Source organism: Salinirubrum litoreum (genome assembly GCF_020567425.1).
Taxonomy (GTDB): Archaea; Halobacteriota; Halobacteria; order Halobacteriales; family Haloferacaceae; genus Salinirubrum; species Salinirubrum litoreum.
The window spans coordinates 936626-958255 of sequence record NZ_JAJCVJ010000001.1 but is presented as its reverse complement, the minus strand read 5'-3'; the positions used below and the strand labels follow the sequence as shown (position 1 = coordinate 958255).

At 68.4% G+C, this 21630-nt stretch carries 19 protein-coding genes, 1 tRNA gene and 1 pseudogene; 11 read left to right on the top strand and 10 right to left on the bottom strand.

Annotation, left to right across the window (positions count from 1 at the left end; translation table 11 throughout):
- Positions 1 to 34: 34 nt before the first annotated feature.
- Positions 35 to 1552 carry an FAD-binding domain-containing protein gene (locus LI337_RS04705; protein WP_227228559.1) on the top strand — a complete coding sequence of 506 codons (1518 nt, stop codon included), beginning with the start codon at positions 35 to 37 and terminating at the stop codon, positions 1550 to 1552.
- A gap of 235 nt (positions 1553 to 1787) precedes the next feature.
- Here the strand turns inward: LI337_RS04705 and menE are convergent, their stop codons facing one another.
- The 3 genes from menE to mce form a co-directional block, all read right to left on the bottom strand.
- A complete protein-coding gene (gene menE / locus LI337_RS04700) occupies positions 1788 to 3722 on the bottom strand; it encodes an o-succinylbenzoate--CoA ligase (protein WP_303645200.1) in 1935 nt (644 codons plus the stop codon).
- Positions 3723 to 3826: 104 nt separating this feature from the next.
- Positions 3827 to 5986, bottom strand: a complete 2160-nt coding sequence (locus tag LI337_RS04695; RefSeq protein ID WP_227228558.1) for a DUF4350 domain-containing protein — start codon at positions 5984 to 5986, stop codon at positions 3827 to 3829.
- A 179-nt stretch (positions 5987 to 6165) separates the two neighbouring features.
- Entirely contained in the window at positions 6166 to 6549 is a 384-nt protein-coding gene (gene mce / locus LI337_RS04690; RefSeq protein WP_227228557.1) for a methylmalonyl-CoA epimerase, read from the bottom strand.
- Positions 6550 to 6675: 126 nt separating this feature from the next.
- Here mce and LI337_RS04685 point away from each other — a divergent pair.
- The 7 genes and pseudogenes from LI337_RS04685 to LI337_RS04655 form a co-directional block, all read left to right on the top strand.
- Positions 6676 to 6984, top strand: a pseudogene (locus LI337_RS04685) (YbjQ family protein); the annotation flags it as partial.
- Positions 6985 to 7197: 213 nt separating this feature from the next.
- The gene (locus LI337_RS04680) at positions 7198 to 7893 is read left to right on the top strand and encodes a nucleotide exchange factor GrpE (RefSeq protein WP_227228556.1); all 696 of its coding nucleotides are present in this window, start codon (positions 7198 to 7200) and stop codon (positions 7891 to 7893) included.
- A 103-nt stretch (positions 7894 to 7996) separates the two neighbouring features.
- A complete protein-coding gene (locus tag LI337_RS04675) occupies positions 7997 to 8755 on the top strand; it encodes an alpha/beta hydrolase (RefSeq protein WP_227228555.1) in 759 nt (252 codons plus the stop codon).
- A 264-nt stretch (positions 8756 to 9019) separates the two neighbouring features.
- Positions 9020 to 10927 carry a molecular chaperone DnaK gene (gene dnaK, locus LI337_RS04670; RefSeq protein WP_227228554.1) on the top strand — a complete coding sequence of 636 codons (1908 nt, stop codon included), beginning with the start codon at positions 9020 to 9022 and terminating at the stop codon, positions 10925 to 10927.
- Positions 10928 to 11014: 87 nt separating this feature from the next.
- On the top strand, positions 11015 to 12037 hold the full coding sequence (locus LI337_RS04665) for a lysylphosphatidylglycerol synthase domain-containing protein (protein WP_227228553.1): 1023 nt from the start codon (positions 11015 to 11017) through the stop codon (positions 12035 to 12037).
- Positions 12038 to 12152: 115 nt separating this feature from the next.
- Entirely contained in the window at positions 12153 to 13313 is a 1161-nt protein-coding gene (gene dnaJ / locus LI337_RS04660) for a molecular chaperone DnaJ (RefSeq protein ID WP_227228552.1), read from the top strand.
- Between the two features lie 162 nt (positions 13314 to 13475).
- On the top strand, positions 13476 to 13862 hold the full coding sequence (locus LI337_RS04655) for a DUF5830 family protein (RefSeq protein WP_227229422.1): 387 nt from the start codon (positions 13476 to 13478) through the stop codon (positions 13860 to 13862).
- 56 nt (positions 13863 to 13918) lie between these two features.
- Here LI337_RS04655 and LI337_RS04650 read toward each other — a convergent pair whose 3' ends face one another.
- On the bottom strand, positions 13919 to 15004 hold the full coding sequence (locus tag LI337_RS04650; protein WP_227228551.1) for a DUF7115 domain-containing protein: 1086 nt from the start codon (positions 15002 to 15004) through the stop codon (positions 13919 to 13921).
- Positions 15005 to 15166: 162 nt separating this feature from the next.
- Here LI337_RS04650 and LI337_RS04645 point away from each other — a divergent pair.
- Positions 15167 to 15315, top strand: a tRNA-Met gene (locus tag LI337_RS04645).
- Between the two features lie 277 nt (positions 15316 to 15592).
- Here LI337_RS04645 and LI337_RS04640 read toward each other — a convergent pair.
- The 6 genes from LI337_RS04640 to LI337_RS04615 all read right to left on the bottom strand — a co-directional run bounded on the left by LI337_RS04640 (position 15593) and on the right by LI337_RS04615 (position 20793).
- Complete coding sequence (locus LI337_RS04640; protein WP_227228550.1) at positions 15593 to 16612, bottom strand: hypothetical protein; 1020 nt, start codon at positions 16610 to 16612, stop codon at positions 15593 to 15595.
- Between the two features lie 44 nt (positions 16613 to 16656).
- Positions 16657 to 17811, bottom strand: coding sequence for a DoxX family protein (locus LI337_RS04635; RefSeq protein ID WP_227228549.1), 1155 nt, complete (start codon positions 17809 to 17811; stop codon positions 16657 to 16659).
- A gap of 114 nt (positions 17812 to 17925) precedes the next feature.
- A complete protein-coding gene (locus LI337_RS04630; protein ID WP_227228548.1) occupies positions 17926 to 18609 on the bottom strand; it encodes a haloacid dehalogenase type II in 684 nt (227 codons plus the stop codon).
- Positions 18610 to 18720: 111 nt separating this feature from the next.
- On the bottom strand, positions 18721 to 19656 hold the full coding sequence (locus LI337_RS04625) for an esterase/lipase family protein (protein ID WP_227228547.1): 936 nt from the start codon (positions 19654 to 19656) through the stop codon (positions 18721 to 18723).
- A gap of 94 nt (positions 19657 to 19750) precedes the next feature.
- Positions 19751 to 20323 (bottom strand): DUF1684 domain-containing protein, encoded by a 573-nt coding sequence (locus tag LI337_RS04620; protein WP_227228546.1) that lies wholly within the window; start codon positions 20321 to 20323, stop codon positions 19751 to 19753.
- A gap of 23 nt (positions 20324 to 20346) precedes the next feature.
- On the bottom strand, positions 20347 to 20793 hold the full coding sequence (locus LI337_RS04615; protein WP_227228545.1) for an acyl-CoA thioesterase: 447 nt from the start codon (positions 20791 to 20793) through the stop codon (positions 20347 to 20349).
- A 113-nt stretch (positions 20794 to 20906) separates the two neighbouring features.
- Here LI337_RS04615 and LI337_RS04610 point away from each other — a divergent pair, with 113 nt between their 5' ends.
- Positions 20907 to 21107: a hypothetical protein gene (locus LI337_RS04610; RefSeq protein ID WP_227228544.1), complete on the top strand. Its 201-nt coding sequence runs from the start codon at positions 20907 to 20909 to the stop codon at positions 21105 to 21107.
- Positions 21108 to 21141: 34 nt separating this feature from the next.
- Complete coding sequence (locus tag LI337_RS04605; protein WP_227228543.1) at positions 21142 to 21627, top strand: DUF5518 domain-containing protein; 486 nt, start codon at positions 21142 to 21144, stop codon at positions 21625 to 21627.
- Positions 21628 to 21630 lie beyond the last annotated feature (3 nt).

The window sequence follows — 21630 nt, the reverse complement described above, 5'->3', positions numbered from 1 at the left end:
CTTCGGTGACGCAGACTGCCCACCGTGACCGACGATGACAGAGCGGATCGTCGTCTGGCACCGGGACGACCTCCGGACCGCCGACAACGCCGCCCTCGCCGCCGCGAGTCGCGACGGGACGCCCTGCCCGGTGTTCGTCGCCGACCCCGCGTTCTACGACGAGCGCGGCCTGGCGTGTGACGCCCGGATCGAGTTCCTCTTCGAGTGTCTCGCGGACCTCCGCGAGCAGTACCGCGACCTCGGGTCGGACCTCGCGATCCTCCACGGGCACAGCGTCGAGCGACTCCGCGAACTCCTCACACCCGGTGCGCGCGGTTCGGCCACCGACCACACTCGCCTGTACGTCAACCGCGGTGTCCCGACCGCCGACGGACTCGCCCGCGACGAGACGGTACTCGGCTGGCGCGGGACAGAGGCGTTCGGCGAGGACGGCATCGTCCGCGAGGGCCGGAGTCGAGACGGCTGGAGCGACCAGTGCGAGGCGTACTTCGAGGCCGACCGGCACCCCACGCCCGACTCCCTCCCGACGAACCCGATCCCGAGCGACTGCACGCTCGACGACCTCCGGGCGGAGTACGACATCGAGTCCGCCAAGGAGCGCGTCCCACGGGGCGGCCGGACGCCCGGTCTGCGCCGCCTGGACCGGTTCGTGGACACGATCCACGAGTACCCCTCGGCGGTCTCCCGGCCGGCGAAGGCCGAACAGCACTGCTCGCGCCTCTCGGCGTACCTGAAGTTCGGCGCGCTGTCCATCCGGGAGGTGTACCAGCGCGTCCAGTCCGAGGCGGTCGACGGCCGGGGGCGGGAGATGTTCACCTCGCGGCTGTTCTGGAACCGCCACTACCGGCAGAAACTCGCCGACTGGCCCGAGGCCACGGAGCGGTCGATCAACCCCGTCTTCCGGTCGCTCCACCGGCAGGACCACGACCCGGACCTCGTCGCCGCGTGGCGGGAGGGCCGAACCGGCTTCCCGATGGTCGACGCCGCGATGCGCGCGCTGGTCGAGACCGGGTTCATCAACTTCCGGATGCGCTCGCTGGTGGCGACGTTCTACTCGTACGTCCTCCGGGAGTGGTGGAAACCGGGCGCGGACTTCCTCTACTCGCATCTGATCGACGCCGATCCGGGGATCAACTACGAGCAGTGGCAGGCACAAGCGGGATTGGTCGGCGTCCACCCCATCCGGGTGTACAACCCGGCCAAACAGGCGCGGGAGTACGACGCCGAAGGGGAGTTCGTCCGGCGCTACGTCCCGGAACTCGCGCCCCTCCCGGACGATCACCTGCCGCGCCCGGAGAAGACGCCACTCGCGGTCCAGCAGGAGTCCGGCGTCGAGATCGGCGAGGACTACCCCTACCCGGTCGTGGACTACGAACGTCGGGCGAGCGAGGCGCGGGAGCTGATGGCTCGGCACCACGACCGCGCACAGGAGGCGCTGTACTCGGACGCAGAACTCTTGGCCCGGGCGTCGCTCTCGCGGCGTCGACGTCGAGAGGCGAGTAGTGACGACGAGCAGAGTCGGTCGGACCAGACGAGTCTCGGAGAGTTCTGAGCCCCGGCCGGGACCCCGGTCTCGTGCAGTACCCGCCCCTGGCCTCCCCGACTGCTGGCGACGCGGACGGCGAATCGGTCCTCGCCGTCGCTCGGACACGATTCGGGTCGGGTCGCCAGCAGATCACGTCCAGTCGGGGGTCCGGTCTTGGTCGGCGAACCGAGTGTCGAATCACGTCGCAGAATCGCGTGTGAACGTCACCACTGGCAGGGACACTCGACTCGCCTCGTTCTGCTCAGGTCTCGGAGTCGTCGCCGGGTGCGTCTGCTGATTCGTCGCCACCCTCGGTGTCGACCCGCCTGTCATCAGGCTCCTCACTCTCCTCGTCGGCGTCTGGAATCACCTCGTCCACGTTCTCGTGATCGGCGTCCTCATCCGTCTCGGAATCGGCTTCTCCGTCGCCTGCTGCCGGCTCGGCCCCGAACTCGAACCCCTCCTCGTCGCTGTCGACGTCTCGCTGCTCGTCGCTCGTCTCGTCTGTCTCGACCGACTCCTCGGCTCTGTCGGCGGTATCGGCCCTGTCAGCAGTGTCGTCTGCTTCGTCGGCATCGGCCGTGTCGCCCACCTCGTCGGTGCCGGTCGAGTCCGTATCTCCACTCGATTCGTCCGACTCCGGGTGCTCCGGCGAGTCTGCCACGTCCTCGCGCGAGGCGTCTGCGGCCGCCTCGGCGTCCGCCACGTCCACGCGTTCGCTGTCGAGAAGCAGTTCCCGTACCGCGTCACGCTTCACCGTCCCGGAGGGCGTCCGTGGGAGTTCCTCCGCGAAGACGATCAGTCGGGGTCGTTTGAACCCCGCCAGCGACTCCTCGCAGTGCGCCTCGATGTCTTCGACCGTCACGTCCTCCGAGCGCGGGACGATCAGCGCACCGACGCGCTCGCCCCACTCCTCGTCCGGGACGCCGACGACCGCGACCTCCCGCACGTCCCGGTGGTCCCGGAGCACGCCCGCCACCTCGCCCGGTTGGACGTTCTCCCCGCCGGTGATGATCGTGTCGTCCTTCCGGTTCAGGACCCAGAGCCGCCCGGACTCGTCGCGCGTCCCGACGTCGCCGGTTCGGAGACCGTGCTCACAGAACGCCGCCTCGGTCGTCTCCCGGTCGTCGTAGTACCCCGGCGTCACCGTCGGCCCGGAGACGATCAACTCGCCGGTCTCACCCGGCGGCAGGGGCGTGCCGTCGTCGTCCACGACCGTCACCTCGGTCCACATGAGCGGGCGGCCGACCGTCCCCGCGAAGTCGAAGGCGTCCGTCGGTGCCGCCGTCGCGATCTGCGAGGCGGTCTCGGTCATCCCGTAGGTCGGGTGGACCGGCACCGAGTAGTCCCGACACCGGTCGATCAGCGTGGCGGGCGCTGGCGCACCACCCAAGAGGACGAACCGCAGGGAGTCCGAGAGCGTCCCGCGCGCGTCGAGCATCCGGGTGAGCATCGTCGGGACGAGCGAGACCCCGGTCACGTCGAACTCGCCGATGTCGTCGGCGGTCGGGCCGGGATCGAACCCCTCGCGGACGACGACGGTGGTCCCGTACAGCGCACACCGCAGAACGGGTGCCAACCCGCCCATGTGGTACATCGGGAGCGTCACCAGCCACCGGTCGTCGGGGACGACGCCGAGTCGGAACGCCGAGGCGACCGCACTCGCCTGCAGGTTGCCGGCGGTCAGTCGCACCGCCTTCGGTTGCCCGGTCGTGCCGGAGGTGAAGAGCAGGAGTTGCGTGTCGTCTTCGTCCCACTCCCCGCGCTCGAAGTCTGCCACGGCGGTCTGCTGGAGGTGCGTGACGCCCTCCCACTGCGGGTCGTCGACGGACGCGACGGGGACCCAGTCGGCGGCCTCCACCGCCTGCGGTTCGGTGTCGGCGGTACAGACCAGCGCCGTCAGGTCGGCGCGTTCGGCCTGGACCGCGAGTTCGTCGGCGGTGAGGCGGGCGTTCAGGGGGACGAGGACCAGACCGAGTCGGCCGGCGGCGTGGACCAGTCGGACGAACTCGACGGAGGTCTCCATGAGGACGCCGAGGTGGTCCCCGGTCGTCAGTCCGAGCGAGGCCAGTTGGCCCGCGAGGCGCTCGACCTCCTCGTCGAGTCCCTCGTAGGACCACGCCGTCCCCGAGTCGGCCGACACGAGCGCGGTCGCGTCGGGCGTCGCCCGCGCCCGGTGGAAGAGCCAGTCGTTCATCGTCCCGACTTGCGCCAGCAGGGGTTACAGTCTTTCCGTCTCGCCGGAAGTGAACGACCACGACCGGACACGAGCCTCGGGTTGCTGGACGAGGTGCTCGCCGCTTACTCGCCCGACTCCCCGTTTCCGGCCGCAGTCCGCCGACCAACACAGCCCGGTCGCCCCGGCCCGCCGCGTGTCCGCTTGTAAGTCGTCTCGCCGGTGTAGGCGTCGAACAGGCGGAACCAGTCGTCGACGTTCGCAGTCGTCGGCACCGCCGGGTCGTCGTTCACGTTGTTCTCGGTGTCCACGACCGCACCGGCACCGACTCGGAGGTCCGAACACAGCGCGTCGGCGACCGCGTTCAGGTTCTCGCGTGCCGCGCTCGGCGCGTCACCGGCCAGCAGGACGACAGCGCCGCCGTCGTCGCGGAACTGCCGGAGCGCGTCGAGTTCGGCCTCGGTGTACGCCGAGACCGGCGCGGTGACGAGCAGTGCGCGACCCCGGTCGAGTCGCTCGCGGGTGATCGTGTTGACGCCCTCGAAGCCGATCCCGACACCCTCCAGATACCGGAGGTAGTAGGCCGCGTCTTCGGCCGACAGGCCGTAGTCCACGCCGAACTGACCGTGGCCGCCGTCGATCAGCACGTCGCCGGTACGGTCGGAGAGCTTGTCGATCAGGTTCGTCAGGAACGCGAAGTTGCCGAACTCCGAGGTGTCGACCGGGTAGTCCTCGGCCTGCTCGTAACTCTCGTCGATCAGCAGGGAGCCGACCACTGCAGTCCGGACCTGTCCGTCGACGCCGACGAACGGCAGGTCGCCGTCCGAGTCGCGGGATCCGGCCGAACCGCCCTCGACGCTCGCCGACGGCTCTGCCGAGAGCGGGACGCGCCGAGCGTCGAGCGTCCCGGCCGCGGAGACGACCGGTGCGGGCGTCGGTGCGAAGACCGACTCGACCGGTCCGTTGCGAATCTCGCGCGTGTTCTCGGGGGCGCTCTCGGCCCACAGCCCTCGGCCCGATTCGCGGGCGTCGATCTCCACGTCGAAGAACTGGTCGTGCCGGGCGAACGAGGAGTCGTACAGTCGCGCGCGACCGGCGCGGATCACCTCCTCGTTGTAGAGTGTGTCTCGACTCCCGGTCCCGTCGGCGTCGTAGGAGACGTACGCCAGCAGGCGACCGAAGGGATCCCGTACCGGTTCGTTGCTGTCGAACTCGACGTCCAGCGTCTCGTCTGCGAGTTCACCCCGCGCGAACTCGCTGGCGACGTCACCCTGTGTGCCGAGGTAGTCGAGGGACTCGATGCCCTCCCACTCCTCGGGCCGCTCGAACTGTGAGGCGGCGGCGACTTCGGGCGTGTCGATGCCGAGCAGTCGGATCGTCTCCTCGTTGCCGCCCGCGAAGCGCACGTCCACGGTGTCGCCGTCGGTCACGTCCACGACGTCGACCGTGTAGGTCTGCGCGGGATCGATCTCGAAGCCGAGTCCCTCGCGGTCGTGGAAGTAGTCGAACCGGGTGTTGAGGTTCTCGGTCGTCGGGACGAAGCCGATACCGGCGTTGTTCGACTCGTCTAACACCTGGTCGTCGTTGAACCGGAAGGCCAGATCGAGGCGGTCGGCGATGGCGTTCAGGTTGTCGGTCGCGTCGAAGTTCCGGAAGTCGGACTGGTCGAACAGGAGCAAAGTTCCGCCGTCCGCGACGAACGACGCGACGGCGTCGAGTTCGGCCGACGAGAAGGCGGCAGACGGCGAGGTGACGACCAGCGTGTCGGCGCTCGACAGATCGGCGACGATGTCGTCGGTCGGTCGCACGTCGTACCCGTTCGCCTCGGCGTAGCCCTCGAAGGCGGTGTGGGCGTCGAGGTCGTAGAACTGGAAGTGGCTCTCGTCCCACAGCACGGTGCCGGAGCCGGCGGTCGCGTCGAGGACGTTCAGGACGAACTCCTCGTTGCCGCGCTCGAAGTCGGTGTCGTTCTGGACGATGGGTGCGCCGAAGCCGACGACGTTCCCGTCCTGTGCGACCAGCGGGATGTCGGTCCCGTCGGGGTACGGGACGGCGTCACCGTCGCCGTCCTCGTCCACGACGAAGGCGGTCGGTTCGGCCCAGACGACGGCCACCGAATCGTCGGTGAGTGGCGTCAGATCCGCGGCGAGCAACGAGGCGGTGGAGTCGAACGCGAGCGCCGGGATGCGCTCTGCGGCCGAGACGATGCGTCGTGTCGCGCTGGCGGCGAGTCCACCCGCGAGGGGGACGCCGGCGACGGACTTCAGTAGGGTGCGTCTCCGCATACACACGTCGTCGGCTGTTCCGGCGAAAGTCTATCGGTCGACGTGCCGGTAATTTGCTCTCCTCGCGGCTATCTCAACTACCGGATACGTCGTCAAACTACCACGTCCGGAGTGATCGTCGGTGCGTCGCAGTTCTCGCGTGATCACCCTTTGCTGTCCTCGAATCGGCCACAGTATCCTCAGTGCTGGACGAACTCGATCAGCACACCCCCCGTAGATTTGGGGTGGAGGAAGGCGACCTCGTGGCCCCACGCGCCGGGGCGCGGTTCCTTGTCGATAGCCGCGACACCCATCTCGTCGGCGGTCGCCAGTGCAGATTCGATGTCGTCCGTGGCCAGCGCGAGGTGGTGGATGCCGGGGCCGTGACTGTCGAGATACCGACCGATAGCGCCGTCTTCGTGCGGTTCGAGCAGTTCGAAGTAGCCGTCGTCGAGTTCGAGAAACAGCACGTCCATCCCGTCGAACCGCTCCTCGTGGGCGACCGGCGCGTCGAACAGACCGCCGAACAACTCTCGCAGGTGCGCCGCGTCGTCGGTGGCGATACCGGCGTGGTGAAACTCCATGTGCCGCGCTTCTGTCGGGGGCGGCAAAACTCCGTCGCCGGCACGTGACCCGAGTGAATTCGACACTGAACACGTGCTATCTCGGCTCTCGCTACGAAGATATGCCGAGCCAGCGTCTCTCTACTCATGCTCATCAGCACCACAGACACCGTCGCAGGGTACGAGATCAGCGAGACTCTCGGTGTCGTTCGCGGGAACACGGTCCGCGCCCGGAACATCGGCCGGGACATCACGCAGGGTCTCCGGAACGTGGTCGGCGGCGAACTGAAGTCGTACACCGGACTCCTCTCCGACGCCCGCGAGGAGGCCATCGTCCGGATGGAGGCCCAGGCCGAGGACCTCGGCGCGGACGCCGTGGTCTCGGTGCGGTTCGTCACCGCCGAGGTGACGCAGGGTGCCGCCGAGATTCTGGCCTACGGGACCGCCGTGAAACTGGCCGGGATGGACGCGAGTGGCGACACCGACGAGTCCGAGACCGAGGCGGCGACCGGCGCGGAGACGACGACGGAGGACCTGGAGTCGCCGACCGAGACGGCCGAACGGATCGAGTGATCAACCCCGAGCGTCGGGCCGGAGACCGGTAGACTACCCTCCATCCGACGCGCCGATTCTACAACGCTTATACCCGCAGGGCTGTTCCTCTCGAGCATGACCGAGGACGCCGACGAGACCGCCGGCACAGCGGAGACGGCCGACACCGAGACGGACGCCGACCCCGCCAGCGACGGCGGTGCGACGGAACTCGCGGTCGATCCGGACGACGTGATCGCCCGCGCCGAGGACGCCGACCCCGCCCTCGCGGACGACGTGCGCGAACTGGTCGACCGTGTCGCCGAGTTGGAGTCCGAACTGGCCGACCGCGACGAGGAGATCGAGGACCTCGAAGGCCGCCTGAAGCGCAAGCAGGCCGACTTCCAGAACTACAAGAAGCGCGCGAAGAAGCGACAGGACCAGATCCGCGACACCGCGACCGAGGACTTCGTAGAGCGCGTGGTGCCGGTCCGTGACAACCTCGTCCGGGCGTTAGATCAGCCAGAGGGTGCCGACATCCGGGGCGGTGTGGAGTCCACACTGGCGGAGTTCGACCGCGTCCTCGAGGAGGAGGGCGTCGAGGTGATCGACCCCCAACCCGGCGAAGACGTCGACCCCCAGCGCCACGAGGTGATGATGCGGACCGGGTCCGACCAACCGGAAGACACGGTCGCCTCGACCTTCGAGGCCGGCTACGAGATGGGCGGCAGTGTGATCCGCGCCGCGAAGATCACCGTCAGCGACGGCCCGGCCGAGGGCGAGACCGGTGACGACGGCCCGGCCGAGGAGACCACCGACGCGGACGCCGAGTGAACTGATCCGCCGGGAACCGCCGCACTGACCACCGACCGCCGACCGCCGACCACCGACCGCCGACCGCCCCGACACTTTTCCTCTCGCCGCCACATCCTCCGCTATGCCCACCCTCGGTCTCGTCCGGCGACTCCGCGAGAGCGTCCGCGAGACACCGCGAATGCGGTTCACCCGCCACGGCGACCCGACCGACGACGACCTCCTCCTCGTGCTCGGCTGGGGGAACGAACCACAGCACGACCCGGTGGCGTGGCTACTCGACCGACTGATCGAGTCGGAGTACCACGTCCACGCCGTCACTCTGCCGACGAACGTCTGGGACTTCGACCGGCAGTATCTCGCGCCGGTGGCCGACTACGCCGAGGACCGCGACTTCGCTGGCGTCGTCGCGCACAGCACCGGCGGCCTGATCGCGGCACACCTCGACCTCGACGCCCGGATCGTCTACTGTAGTCCCTGGTGGGGGACGACACCCAGCCCCGGCGTCGAGGCACTGGTGATGCCACTCTTCCTCCGCCTACCGACTGCGAACCCATTCTTCACCGTCGAGCGCGACGTGTCGGCCATCGGCGACCTCAAAGACCCCGACGAGTACGACGAGGGACCGACCGGTGTCTCGCCCGCCTTCCTCCGGACGATTCTCGACGCGCAGTCCCGACTCCCCGCGTTCGACACCGACGACGTCGTCTTCTGCACGCTGACCGACGAGGTGGTCGGCGTCCGGGCGATCGGGCGGCACGCCCCGGCCGAGAACATCCGCCCGTACGACGGCGGCCACGAGTTCTTCGCGTCGTCCGGGCGCGAGGACGTGTTCGACGACCTGCTGGTCGCACTGGAAGACGGGCCCGACGCACTTCGGTGACGCCGGCCGGAGGTGGGTCGATGACGCCGACTGGAGGTGGGTCGGTGACGCCGGCCGGAGGTGGGTCGGTGACGCCGACGGAGGGCACTCGACCGAGACGGGGTGACCCGAGGGAGCTACGGGCAGTCTGCGGTTCGACATAAATCGCTCGTCCGGCGTCTGCCGCCAAATCGAAAACCGACAGCAAGCGACGGGGTTGCCGTGCACGCCCGACGCGAACGTCTAGTAACCTTTAACCGAACGAAACGGGTACAACCTCCCAAGATGGCGAGCAACAAGATTCTGGGAATCGACCTCGGCACCACGAACAGTGCGTTCGCGGTGATGGAAGGGGGCGACCCGGAGATCATCGTGAACGCGGAAGGTGATCGAACGACACCGTCTGCGGTCGCGTTCACCGACGACGACGAGCGTCTCGTCGGCAAGCCCGCGAAGAACCAGGCGATCCAGAACCCCGAGCGTACGATCCAGTCGATCAAGCGCCACATGGGCGAAGAGGGGTACACCGTCGAGATCGACGGCGAGGAGTACACGCCCGAACAGATCTCGGCGATGATCCTCCAGAAGATCAAGCGGGACGCCGAGGAGTACCTCGGTGACGAGGTCGAGAAGGCCGTCATCACGGTCCCGGCGTACTTCTCCGACAGCCAGCGACAGGCCACGAAGGACGCCGGCGAGATCGCCGGCTTCGAGGTCGAACGCATCATCAACGAGCCGACGGCCGCCTCGATGGCCTACGGGCTCGAAGACGACTCCGACCAGACGATCCTCGTGTACGACCTCGGTGGCGGCACCTTCGACGTGTCCGTCCTCGATCTCGGCGGCGGCGTCTACGAGGTCGTCGCCACGAACGGGGACAACGACCTCGGCGGCGACGACTGGGACCAGGCGATCATCGACTACCTCGCCGAGGAGTTCCAGAACGACCACGGGATCGACCTCCGCGAGGACCGGCAGGCGCTCCAGCGACTGAAAGACGCCGCCGAGGAGGCGAAGATCGAACTCTCCAGCCGGAAGGAGGCCGACATCAACCTCCCGTTCGTCACGGCGACCGACTCCGGCCCGGTCCACCTGGAGAACTCGATCACTCGCGCGAAGTTCGAGAGTCTCACCGAGGACCTGATCGAGCGGACCGTCGGTCCGACCCAGCAGGCGCTCGACGACGCCGGCTACACGAAAGACGACATCGACGAGGTGTTGCTGGTCGGTGGCTCGACCCGGATGCCGCAGGTCCAGGAGAAGGTCGAGGAACTGATCGGCAAGCCGCCGAAGAAGAACGTCAACCCCGACGAGGCCGTCGCGCTCGGCGCGGCGATCCAGGGTGGCGTGCTCGGCGGCGAGGTCGACGACATCGTCCTGCTGGACGTGACGCCCCTCTCGCTGGGGATCGAGGTCAAGGGCGGTCTGTTCGAGCGCCTGATCGAGAAGAACACCACCATCCCGACCGAGGAGTCGAAGATCTTCACCACGGCCGCCGACAGCCAGACCTCGGTGCAGGTCCGCGTCTTCCAGGGCGAGCGTGAGATCGCCGACGAGAACGAACTGCTCGGCGAGTTCCACCTCTCGGGCATCCCGCCGGCACCGGCCGGCACCCCGCAGATCGAAGTGACGTTCAACATCGACGAGAACGGCATCGTCAACGTCGAGGCCGAGGACAAAGGCTCCGGCAACGCCGAGTCGATCACCATCGAGGGCGGTGCGGGGCTGTCCGACGAGCAGATCGAGCAGATGCAGGACGAGGCCGAACAGCACGCCGAGGAGGACGAGGAGCGTCGTCGCCGCATCGAGGCCCGCAACGAGGCCGAGGCGACGGTCCAGCGCGCCGAGAAACTCTTAGAGGAGAACGAGGAGAACGTCGACGACGACCTCGAGTCCGACATCCGCGCGAAGATGGACGACGTGGAGGACGTCCTCGACGACGAGGACGCCGACACCGACGAGATCGAGTCGACGACCGAGGCGCTGACCGAGGAACTGCAGGAGATCGGCAAGCAGATGTACCAGCAGCAGGCCGCCGCAGGCGGTGCCGGCGGTGCTGGCGCTGCAGGACCCGGCGGCGCGGGCGGCGCAGGACCGGGCGGTGCCGGCCCCGGTGGCGCTGGTGGTCCCGCAGGCGACGACGAGGAGTACGTCGACGCCGACTTCGAGGACGTCGACGACGACGAGAAGTAACCGCCTGTACTCCCGCGGTTTCTCCGTTTCTGCTGTCACCGACGCCGCCGACAGATACTCGTCGGCTCTTCGTGAACCGGACCGACGATGCGAACACGTCTCGGCGTGCGCAGGGCACTGCTCGGGTTCCTCGCGGGCGTCGGCCTCGTCGCCGGACTGATCGCGGTCGTCGGCCGGCAGGCGGTCGCCACGGCGACGAGCGTCCCGCTCTCGGCGGTCGTCGTGACGGTCGCTCTCGTCGCGTGCGGCCTCCTCCTGTGGGGACTCGGTCTGTGGGTCGTGTTCGACGCGATAGAGAGACCGGTCGGCGTCGGCCCGTCGATCGCGCTGTCGCTGGCCGGCACCGCGCTGAACGCGGTGACCCCCTTCGGACAGGTCGGCGGCGACCCACTGACCGCCGGGCTGATCGCCCGAGCGACGCGGGTCGAGTACGAAGTCGGACTGGCGGCCATCGGCGCGACGAACGCCGTGATCCGCCTCGTCAGTGTCGCAGTCGGCCTCGTCGGGGTCGGCGTCCTCCTCCTGCGGGACGGTGCCGGTGCTGCGATTCTACCGACCGCCGGGGCGGTCGTACTCGGCATCACGGTCGTCCTCGGGGTCGCGCTCCTCGCGTGGTGGCGGCGTGTCGTCCTCGTCGGGTTGCTCGCCTCGGCGCTCACGCCGGTCGCGCGGGCAGTCGGCCGAGTCGTCCCGCGCGTCCCGGTACCCGACCGCGAGTCGGTTCGGGCGCGCGTCGACTCCTTCGTCGCCTCGCTGGAGCGACTCGCGGACGCACCGCGGCACCTCGCCCTGGTCGCGCTTCTCGGCTGTCTCGGCGAGGTCGCGGTCGCCGGGGCGCTGTGGATCGCGCTGTCGGCCGTCGGTGCGCCGGTTCCGCTGTCGCTCGCGGTCGTGATCCTCCCGATCGCACGTGTCGCCGCGGTTCTCCCGACACCGGGTGGGACCGGCGGGGTCGAGTCGATGCTCGTCTGGTTGCTGGTGGTCACGACCGACACTGCGGCGGCGACGGCGGCCGGTGGCGTCCTCCTCTACCGACTCGTCGCGTTCTGGTTCCCGCTGGGTGTCGGCGGCCTCGCGGCGGTCGGAGTGGTGGTTCGCGGGGCAGAGTGAGGTGACTTCGTCGGGGTGTAGCCGCGAGACCCCGCGACGACGACGGCCGGAAGGTCCACCGTCGTAGCCGACCCGTTCCGTTGAAGTATCCGCACCGTCTACCGACGGACAACTGATGAGCGAGGACTTCTACGACGTGCTCGGAGTCTCGCGGGACGCCGACGAAGAGGAGATCAAACAGGCGTACCGCACCAAGGCGACCGAGTATCACCCCGACGTGAGCGACGACCCGGACGCCGAGGAGAAGTTCAAGCAGATAAAGACGGCCAAGGAGGTCCTCACCGACGAGGAGAAGCGCCGCCAGTACGACCAGATGGGTCACGAACAGTTCAAGCAAGCCCAGAAACGCGGCGGCGTCGGCGGCGGTGCCGGCCAGGGCAACCCGTTCGGCGGGATGGGCGGGAACGGGGCCGGCTTCGGCGGCTTCGAGGACCTGTTCAACGAAGTCTTCGGCGGCGGCGGTCGCGGCGGTCGCGGCCGGCAGAGCAACCGACCCCGGCAGGGACAGGACCTCCGGACGCGCCTGAGTATCGACCTCGAGGACGCCTACGAGGGCATCGAGAAACAGGTGACGATCCGACGACCGGAGAGGTGCGCCGACTGCGACGGCGAGGGGCACCCGCCGGACGCCGACGTGGAGACCTGCCCCGAGTGTGACGGACAGGGACAGGTGACACGCGTCCAGCAGACCCCCTTCGGCCGGATGCAACAGACCTCGACCTGTCGGCGCTGTGGCGGCGACGGCCAGTTGGCAGACGAGACGTGTGCGACCTGTGACGGCGCGGGCATCACCCGCGAGGAGGTCACGCTGACCGTCGAGGTGCCGGCCGGTATCCGCGACGGGCAGACCCTCCGGATGGAACGTGAGGGTGCGCCGGGCGAGAACGGCGGCCCGAAGGGTGATCTCCTGATCGAGGTGTCGGTCGACTCGCACGACGACTTCGAGCGCGACGGCGACGACCTGTTCTACCAGTATCCGATCTCGTTCCCGCAGGCCGTCTTCGGCGACACCGTCGAGATCGAGACGTTCGGCGGCACCGTCGAGATGGACGTGCCCGAGGGGACCCAGTCGGGCGAGCGCTTCCGCCTGAAGAACAAGGGGATGCCGCGCCTGCGCGGTCGGGGCCACGGCGACCTCTACGTGCAGGTGCAGATCGTGACGCCCTCGGAACTCAACGGCGAGCAGAAGGAGGCGCTGAAGGAGTTCGCCGAGGCCGGCGGCGAGGAGGTCGAGGTGAAGGAAGGCTTCTTCGAGAAGATCAAGAACTCCTTCTGATCGGGGTTCTCGTCGGTGGGCGGTCGCGCCGAACCGACCCACTGCGACACGTTTTCTACCCCGGCGTGCGAGACGCAGACGATGGCCGACGAGGACGCACCGCCTCCCGACTCCGAGTCTGCCCCCGAGTCGGACGTGTCCGGTGACGCCGAGGTGCCGGACGTGGCCGACACGCCCGACACACCCGAGACCCGCGAAGAACGCATCGAGGTCGCACTCGATCTGATCGCACACCTCGAACACGAGGAGTTGGCGCTGTCGGCGGTCGTGGATCGGATCGAGACGGTGACGAGCGATCCGGCACTCACGCGGGAGATTCTGGACACCGCGGAGATGCGCGGCCTGATCGACCGCGACGGGGCGCGAGTGCGGACGCGGACCGGGGGAACCTTCGTCCGGTTCGAGAGTCAGGTAGTGACCCGCGAGGGCGAGTTCGACTGCCGGCGCTGTGGGGCGTCGATCTCTACGGGTCACTTCGTGCGGTTCGAGTCGGGCGAGTTGGGGCCGTTCGGGTCGTCGTGCGTTCGGAAGGTGACCGGCCGAGAGTGAGGTGAGCGGAGAGAACAGCGAGCGACGGGCCCCCGAGGACAGCGACGGGACCGACGTTACCGGCCCTGCCGCAGTTCCGCGATGAGCGTCTCGATGGTCTGCTGTTGGCGCTCGATCAGTTCCGACTGGTGTTCGACGGTCTCGGTCAGTTCAGACACCTGCGCGGAGAGTCGCTGGAGTTCCGCCGCCGAGGCGGTCGTGTCGGCGGTGTCGTCGCCCGCGTCGTCGGTCGCTGGCTCGAAGCCCGCCGAGGCGAAGGTGTCGTCGTCGGCCGACTCCGCGTCGGTCGCCGTCTGCGTGACGGCCTGTGCGTTCGCCCCGGTGTCCGTGGAGCCACCCGCCAGCGCGTCTGTCTCTCCGGCGCTCTCGGCGTCCGCGTCCGCGTCGGCGGATCGGGTGGCGTTCTGCGGTTCCTCCGAGAGGTCTGCGGGGTCGGCGTCGAGGGGTGTCGGTCCGTCGCCGAAGGAGACGTTCTCGTCGTCGGTCTCCTCGTCGTCCTCCTCGGGGGCGACCGCGACGCGGAACTCCTCCAAGCTCCCCACGTCGTAGTAGGCGAGCAGGGCGGATTCGAGTCCCTCGCGCACCTCGCGTGCGGCGTCGTTCGGGGCCTTGATGCGCTCCTGTCGGCCGCCGACCTCGAGGACGATGGAGGTCGCCACGGACCCGTCCTCGAAGGTGAGGTCGGTCACGTCGTCGTAGTGGTACTCCTCGTAGTCCTCGTCCCAGACGGCCGTGCCGATGTGCTTGACGACGCGGGCGCTGGTGACGACCAGCGTCAACTCGGAGAAGCGGAAGGTCTGCTTGACGGTCTCGCCGGGGTCGGTGATTCCGGCGGCGTTCATCACGCCCGCGATGACGGGGTGGAGCGCGTCCTGCAGTCGTTTGGAGGGGACCGCGAACGTCTCCTCGCCGTCGAGGCCGTAGTCGAGTGTGATCTTCGACTTCCGGCGGCCTTCGGAGACCTCGATGCGTTCGGCGTCGTGGGGGTACTCCTCGACCGACTCGTCGGACAGCAGGCCTTCGGCCCGGTAGATCAGCGTCCGCGTCGGGGTGACGAGCAGGTCGTCCTCGCCGCCCAGATCGACCCGCGCCGCGACGCCCTCGCCGTCCAGCGCGGTCTGTACGATTTCCGGCAGGTCCATGCCGAGACCCACTGTGTGAGCCGGTATAAACCCGGTGGGTCCGGCGTGGATGGAAGTCCGGTCGGTCTGCGGGGGGAGGTGGCCCGCCCGCGTTTGCAACCGGGTGACGTGGCGGGGACAGTTGAGAAGGTTTAAGTCGGTCTTGACGCTACGTGGAAGTGAGCCCGGGTGGCTTAGCTGGACATAGCGCCGCACTCATAGGGTTCTGAGATTCGGTGCGGTACGCCTTGGAAGCCTCCGCCCCAACGGGGCCTGCCGAGCCTCTGACCTGGGACATGCGGAGATCGTGGGTTCGGAGCCCACCCCGGGCATGTCACACTCTGTATCGTCTCACTGAAGAGCCGTGACGCCGTTCTCCCGTTCGTGCGACGACAGTAGACTGGTAGCAAGCGATAGAGAAATCCGTCTTCGGCCGTAGCGGCTCACAGCCGAACACCCCCGATATTTCGGAGTCAGTTTTTTGACGGAACAGTCCTTGCATTCCTTCGCCGGGCGTGCACCAGCATACACTGGGTCTGCCCGGTCACACCGCCGGCCGTGGACCCGACCACGCCCGGCATTCGGACCGCGTTTCGCTCGTACTCCCTGTCACTCTGACCCGGTCGGCGTGTATCCCGCACCGATCCGGACCTCGGTCCAGTACACCTGCCCCTCGAATCGGACGAGATACGTCCCCTGTCTCTCCTGCTCGCCCGGGTCGTCGTGTAACCCACGCTCGGACTCGAACCGCCGGAACAGCGACCGCAGTGCCGGCGGTGCGGTCTCGTCCTCGCCGACGACGTAGCCCTCGTCGTCCAGTCCGCCACCCTCGGTCGTACTGTCGTTCCCACCCGTGTCCCGATCCCGGTATCGCTCTCTCGGCCGGCGCATCGCCTCCAGAACGATGTCGCGCTCCTCGGCCGAGAGTCCGGACAGTCGGAACTCGTGATCCGCTCGAATGCGACGCCCGTACTCGCCCGCGGACTCGGCGACCACCGAGGTCGTGTACCGGTACGTCTTCAGTTCGCTGTCGTACCCTTCGTCGACCTCGATCCGGCCCGCCGCCTCGGGCCAGACGAGCACCGGAAACGCTGGCTCCGGCACGAGCATCGACGCCGGAAGCTCACTGTCGAGATACAGCATCGTCGAGCCGAACCCGAGGAAGGGATCGGACTCGTCCAGCAGGCCGAACTCGGCCAACTGCTCGCGGTCGACCTCCGGCAACTCGCCGATCGGGATCGACTCGCTGTCGGCACCCGAGCCGTCGACCGGGTTCAGCGTGAACGGGAACGTCGTCGCCGGCACCGACTCGATCACTTCGTGTGCGAGGCTGTAGACCCGGCCGTCGGCGACGAACGCCTCGGTCTCCGGCACCGGCGGCGAGGTCCCCTGCGCAGTCGGACGGTCGCCCGCCAGCGCCGACTCGACCAGCCGAACCTCCTCGTCGGGTTGGTCGGCCGCCGCGCCCTCGCGGGGGACGAGACGCGGGGTGACGCGGTCGGCGATGTCCGCGTCGGAGACGGGGACCATCGAGAGGCTGGTGCGGGACCGGCCGGCACAGCCGGCACAGCCGGCGGAGAGCACACCGGCGAGGGAGACGCCGGTAGCGAGAAACGAGCGGCGATCCATACGCGACGCTACCTCGTCGCCCGGAATAAGTCTCGTGGGGGCTATCAGTCCGCGACGACCACTTCCCCGGACTCGCGGTCCCAGTCGCTCCCGACCTCGTTGGCGATCCAGCGGTCCACCGAGTAGCGCCCGGCACCCGTCACCAGCAGTGCCGAGACGAGTCCGAACACCGAGATGTGCGCCAGCACCGGATCGTCCGGCAGGCCGAACAGCGTCGTCGTCAGGAGGAAGAACGCGACTCCCGAGAAGAACCGCGTGAACAGGCCGACGAACAGCGCCACGCCGACCGCGAGTTCGGTCACGCCGGCACCGACGACCCACAGTTCCGGCGCGACCGGGACGACGCTCGTCAGGTCGTACTTCGCCACGACCGCCAGCGAGTCACCGGGATTCGCCAGCTTCTGGACCACGCCGAGGTACGCGAAGGAGACGCCCAGCCCGACCCGCAGAACGACCGGCACCAGTCGCTCGTAGTCGGCCACGCGCTCCGCGAAGGGGACCGCGACCGCCCGGTAGAAGGGGTCGATCCGGGAGTAGAACGTCCGGTCGTCGTCGGCCAGTCTCGCGATCACGCCGTCCGCCGAGGGTCGGCCGCCACCGACGAGGATGATCGCCAGGAAGCCCGGCACGTACTCGACCGCCAGCAGGAGGTCCGGGTTGGCGACGAGTCCGAGCAGGTAGCCCGTCAGTCCGACTGCGGCGGTCAGTCGCGTCGCCAGTCCGAACAGGAGCAGGAAGCCCACCGCGATGCCGAACAGACGGGCGACGGTCGGGAACGCCGGCTGAAACAGCGGGCTGAAGAAGTAGCCCGCGAAGCCGGCCCCGACCAGCGGCAACCCGACCGCGAGTCGCAGCAGCCACGGGAGCAGGTCGCGGTACTCGGCGAGCGACCGACGGAGGAGTGTCACGTCTCGCCGGAACGGCCGCACCCGGAGGTACGCCAGCAACCCACCGAGGAGTCCGACACCGCCCGCTCCGAGCAGTGCGACGTTCACCGGGTCGGTGAGTGCCGACAGCAGGAACGCGACCGCGTCCTGTGGGTCCGCGCCGGGGGTGACGTACCGGACGTGAGCAGTCGCCCGCCCGACGAACTGGGGGACGGCGAGGAAGACGACGAACCCGAGGGCGAGAGCGAACCAGCGAGGCGATCCGAATCCGCGGAGCGATCCGAGCGAGGGACGCGGGGGGCGTTCGACCATACGCGCGCTACGGGCGACAGTCGCGTAAACGTCTCGGTAGCTTCCGAGCGAGAGCGTCTGAAACACCGACTCACGCGAACGTTCGTGAAACTCTCAGGAGGTGACTCCAATCTGTCACCCGGTCAGGACGTCGACCAACTCGTGGAACGACGCGACCGTCAGGTCCGGATCGCCGGCGAAGCCGTCCCACGGGGCCTTCCCGCGATCCACCCAGACGGTCTGCATCCCGGCGTGCTGTGCCCCGAGTACGTCGAACCACGCCGCAGAGACGTGGGCGATCCGGTCGATTCCGGTGCCGGTTCGGGCGGCGGCGTGGCGGTAGAGTTCGGCGTTCGGTTTGAACGTCTCGACCTCGTCGGCGCTGATCGTGTCGACCAACAGATCGTCGATGTCGGCGTGGCTCACCATCGAATCGAGCATCTCGGGGTTCCCGTTCGAGACGACGTAGCAGTCGTAGCCCGCGTCGGTCAGCGCCGTCAGTCCCTCGCGCACGTCGTCGAACACGTCCAGTTCGTGGTAGACCGCGAGAATCTCGTCGCGTTCGTCGGACGAGAGGTCGACGCCGAACGTCTCCAGTGCGTGCTGGAGGGCTGTGCGGTTCAGTTCGTAGAACGGCCGGTAGGCGTCCACGTCGTCCGCGACGAACGTGTACTCCAGCGAACGGGCGCGCCAGTGACGGGAGACCGGTTCCGGGTCGGGAACGCGATCCGCGAGTGCTTGCTCTGCGGCGTCCACGTCGACGATGGTGCTGTAGGAGTCGAAGGTGACCGTCTCCACGTCCGCTGGTTCGAACGGCATACGTGGTCGTCGCGTCGGGACCGACAAGTAACTGCGTGCGTCGGCGAGGCAGTCGCCTCGCTTCCGGGCCCAGCGTCCGCCGCCGGGATCCGCGCCGCCCGTGCCCCGTGCTCAGGCGACCCAGTTCGCCACCATCTCCTTCGTCTCGCTGGACTCCAACACGCCGAGGTGGTCGGCGAACACCAGGTTGTTGTCGGCTCCGGAGAGGTACGGACTGTAGACGTTGCAGTAGTAGAGTGCGTCGTAGTACCCTCGCACCGTGCGGTACGTCACGCCGCCGGGTGTCTCGGTCGGCAGGTTGATGTCGTACAGGGGGTGGCCGGGGACGCCGAAACACTGGACCGCGATGAACTGACACGGTTCGCCGAGGTCCGACCCGAAGACGGTCGTGTCGACACAGCCTGGACAGTTGCAGACGCCGTGGTTCGCGCCCGCCAAGCCGACCCACTCGTCGACCCAGTCGAACCGGTCGTAGGCCTCCATCCAGACGCGCGTGCCGGTCACGCCGAGACTGTGTGAGACGAGGTTGACCCGTGACGCGCCGGTCTCGGCCCGGACGTTCGCCACGAAGTCGTCCAACTGCTCTGCCATGTCGGCGTGACTGCTGGTCGCCTCGCGGAAGGTGATCGACCACAGTTCGTCGCCGGACCAGCCCCGCGCCCGGAGGTAGTCGGCGTGTCCGGAGAAGTTGCAGGCGTCGCCGGTGTTCCCGTGGACGAAGACGGTCGGTGCTCGGGAGATACCTCCGCCGGTGCCGAAGTAGTCCGCGCCGCCCCACCCGCCGTAGGCACCGCCGGCATCCCACGGGAGGGCGGAGTCGTCGGTCCGAGCGCGGTCACAGAGTGTCCCGGCGGCGGTCGCCCCGCCGGAGAGTGTCGCCGCGCCGACGACCCCCACCGCCGACGCCTCGCCGGTGCGTCTGAGAAACTGTCGCCGTGGTGCGCTGTCGACGGCTTCGGTCGTCCCACTCCCGTCCTCGCCGGCGTCGAGTCCCAGTACGTCGCGTCCCGCTTCGATCAGTCCGTGGAGCATGTCGGCACGTCCCACGCAGTGTCACTAAAGATCGTGTGTTAATATGTGAATTCGAGTGTCGGAGGAGTCGAAACTACCTCGCCGAGTGCCGAGACGACCGAGTCGCTCGTCAGGGAGCGCGCTCGCCGGCCGGGATCGCGACTTCGAGCCAGTTCTCTTCCGGGGGAAGCGGGCAGGCGAACGTCTCCGAGAAGGCACAGAAGGGCGTGTACGCGAGGTTGAAGTCCAGCGGGAAGCTGTCGCCCGTCGCCAGATCGCGTTCGGGGTCGAACTCCATGTAGCGACCCTGCTCGTAGCTCTGCTGGCCGGTCGTCTTGTCGCGGAAGGGGACGAACAGCGGGCCGTCCTCGTGGCTGTAGACCGCCAGTTCGCGCTCGCCGTCGACGTCGAAGGTGAAGGTCGCAACGCGCTGGTACTCGACGTTCGGGCCGCGCGTCGTCTCCAGTTCGACGGTCTCGGGGTCGTCGTGGACCGTCACCGTCGCTTCGACGCGGTAGTCCGGGTCGGGGTCGAAGTAGTCCAGCCCGTCGAACTCCTCGCGGGCCGCCTGCGGAATCGGCGACTGGGGATGCTCGGCGAGGTGCTCGTCTTTCGCGTCGCGCTGGCGTTCGAGTTCGTCGGCCCACGCCTCGGGGTCGAAGTCGTCGCCCCCGGTCGAATCGAGGTCGTCGGTGTCGCTCATGTCCCTCTCTCGCTCGGCCACACCTATTCCGGTGACGATTCGATCTCGTGGGCCTGCGCCTGGAGTCGCTCCTCCTCCTCGCTCTCGACGGTCAACTCGGGGACTGCGGTCGGGTTCCCGTCTTGGTCGATGGCGACGAACGTGAAACAGGAGTCGGTTGTCGCCTCGGTCTCGCCGGTGCGGGGGTTCTCGCGGGCCGCCGAGAGGCGCACCCGGACGCTGGTTCGCCCGGCGTCGAAGACGTAGGCCTCGATCAGCGTGGTGTCGCCGACCGGAATCGGTCGCAGAAACGAGAGGTCGTCCACGCCGGCGGTGACGCAGGTCTCGCCCGCGAAGCGCATCGCGGACATCGCGCCCACCTCGTCCATCCACTTCATCACGATGCCCCCGTGGGCCGTCTCGTAGTTGTTGGCGTGGTTCGGTTGGACGCGCATCCGGTTCTCGATGTGGGTGTCGATCAGTCGGGGCATGGCCGTCCTTCGGGGCCGGGACCGAGAAGCGTTCGGGTCGGCACTCGGCAGGACGGTTGTTCGGGTCGGTAGTCGGCAGGAAGCTTGAACCGTCGCCCGCGAGTGGGTCGGATGTGACACGAACAGACCGAGCGCGACTCCTGCTCACAGCCGGCGGTCTCGTCTTTCTCGGCGGTGTCCTCGCCAGTCTCGTGATCCCGGACCCACTCGGTGCGGTCCTGCTGGGCTCTGCCGGACTCGGCGTCGTCGTCTCTCTCGCGGGCGTGATGCTCTACTACAACGGTCGGTACGCGGACGAACCGGTGGGACAGTAGTTTCTTGCCCCGGACGCCCGTCGGTTGCGACGACATGCTCCTCCTCCGACACCTCGTCGCCGACCTGACCGGCGACGACTACCGACCGGCAGTCTTTCTCGGTCTCGCGTCGATCCCCGCGACGGTCGCCGTGAACTGGCTCCTCGCGTCGGGGACGCTCCCCGAGACGAGCGAAGTGTTGCCTCTCGTGTTCGCCTGCCTCGTCGCCGGCTCTGTCTTCCGGTCTCGGTCGGCACCGAGTAGTCGCGCCGGCGCGATCACGGGACTCGTCGGCGGTGTGCCGGTCGCAGGCTGGCAGAGCCTGTTCGTCTACGGCGACTGGTCGGCACATCCGGTCGTGACCGACGCGGTCGGCGAGTCTGTCGGGGCAGTCGCGGTCGGCGTCGGTGTCTCGCTGTTCACCGCGAGCGGCCTGCTCGTCGTGTTCTGGCTCGTCGGATCGGTAGCCGGGCGGGTCGGTAACTGGCTTGCTGGGCGAGTCGGCTCCACACCGGGATCGGGCGAGTCAGCCGAGAACTGAACA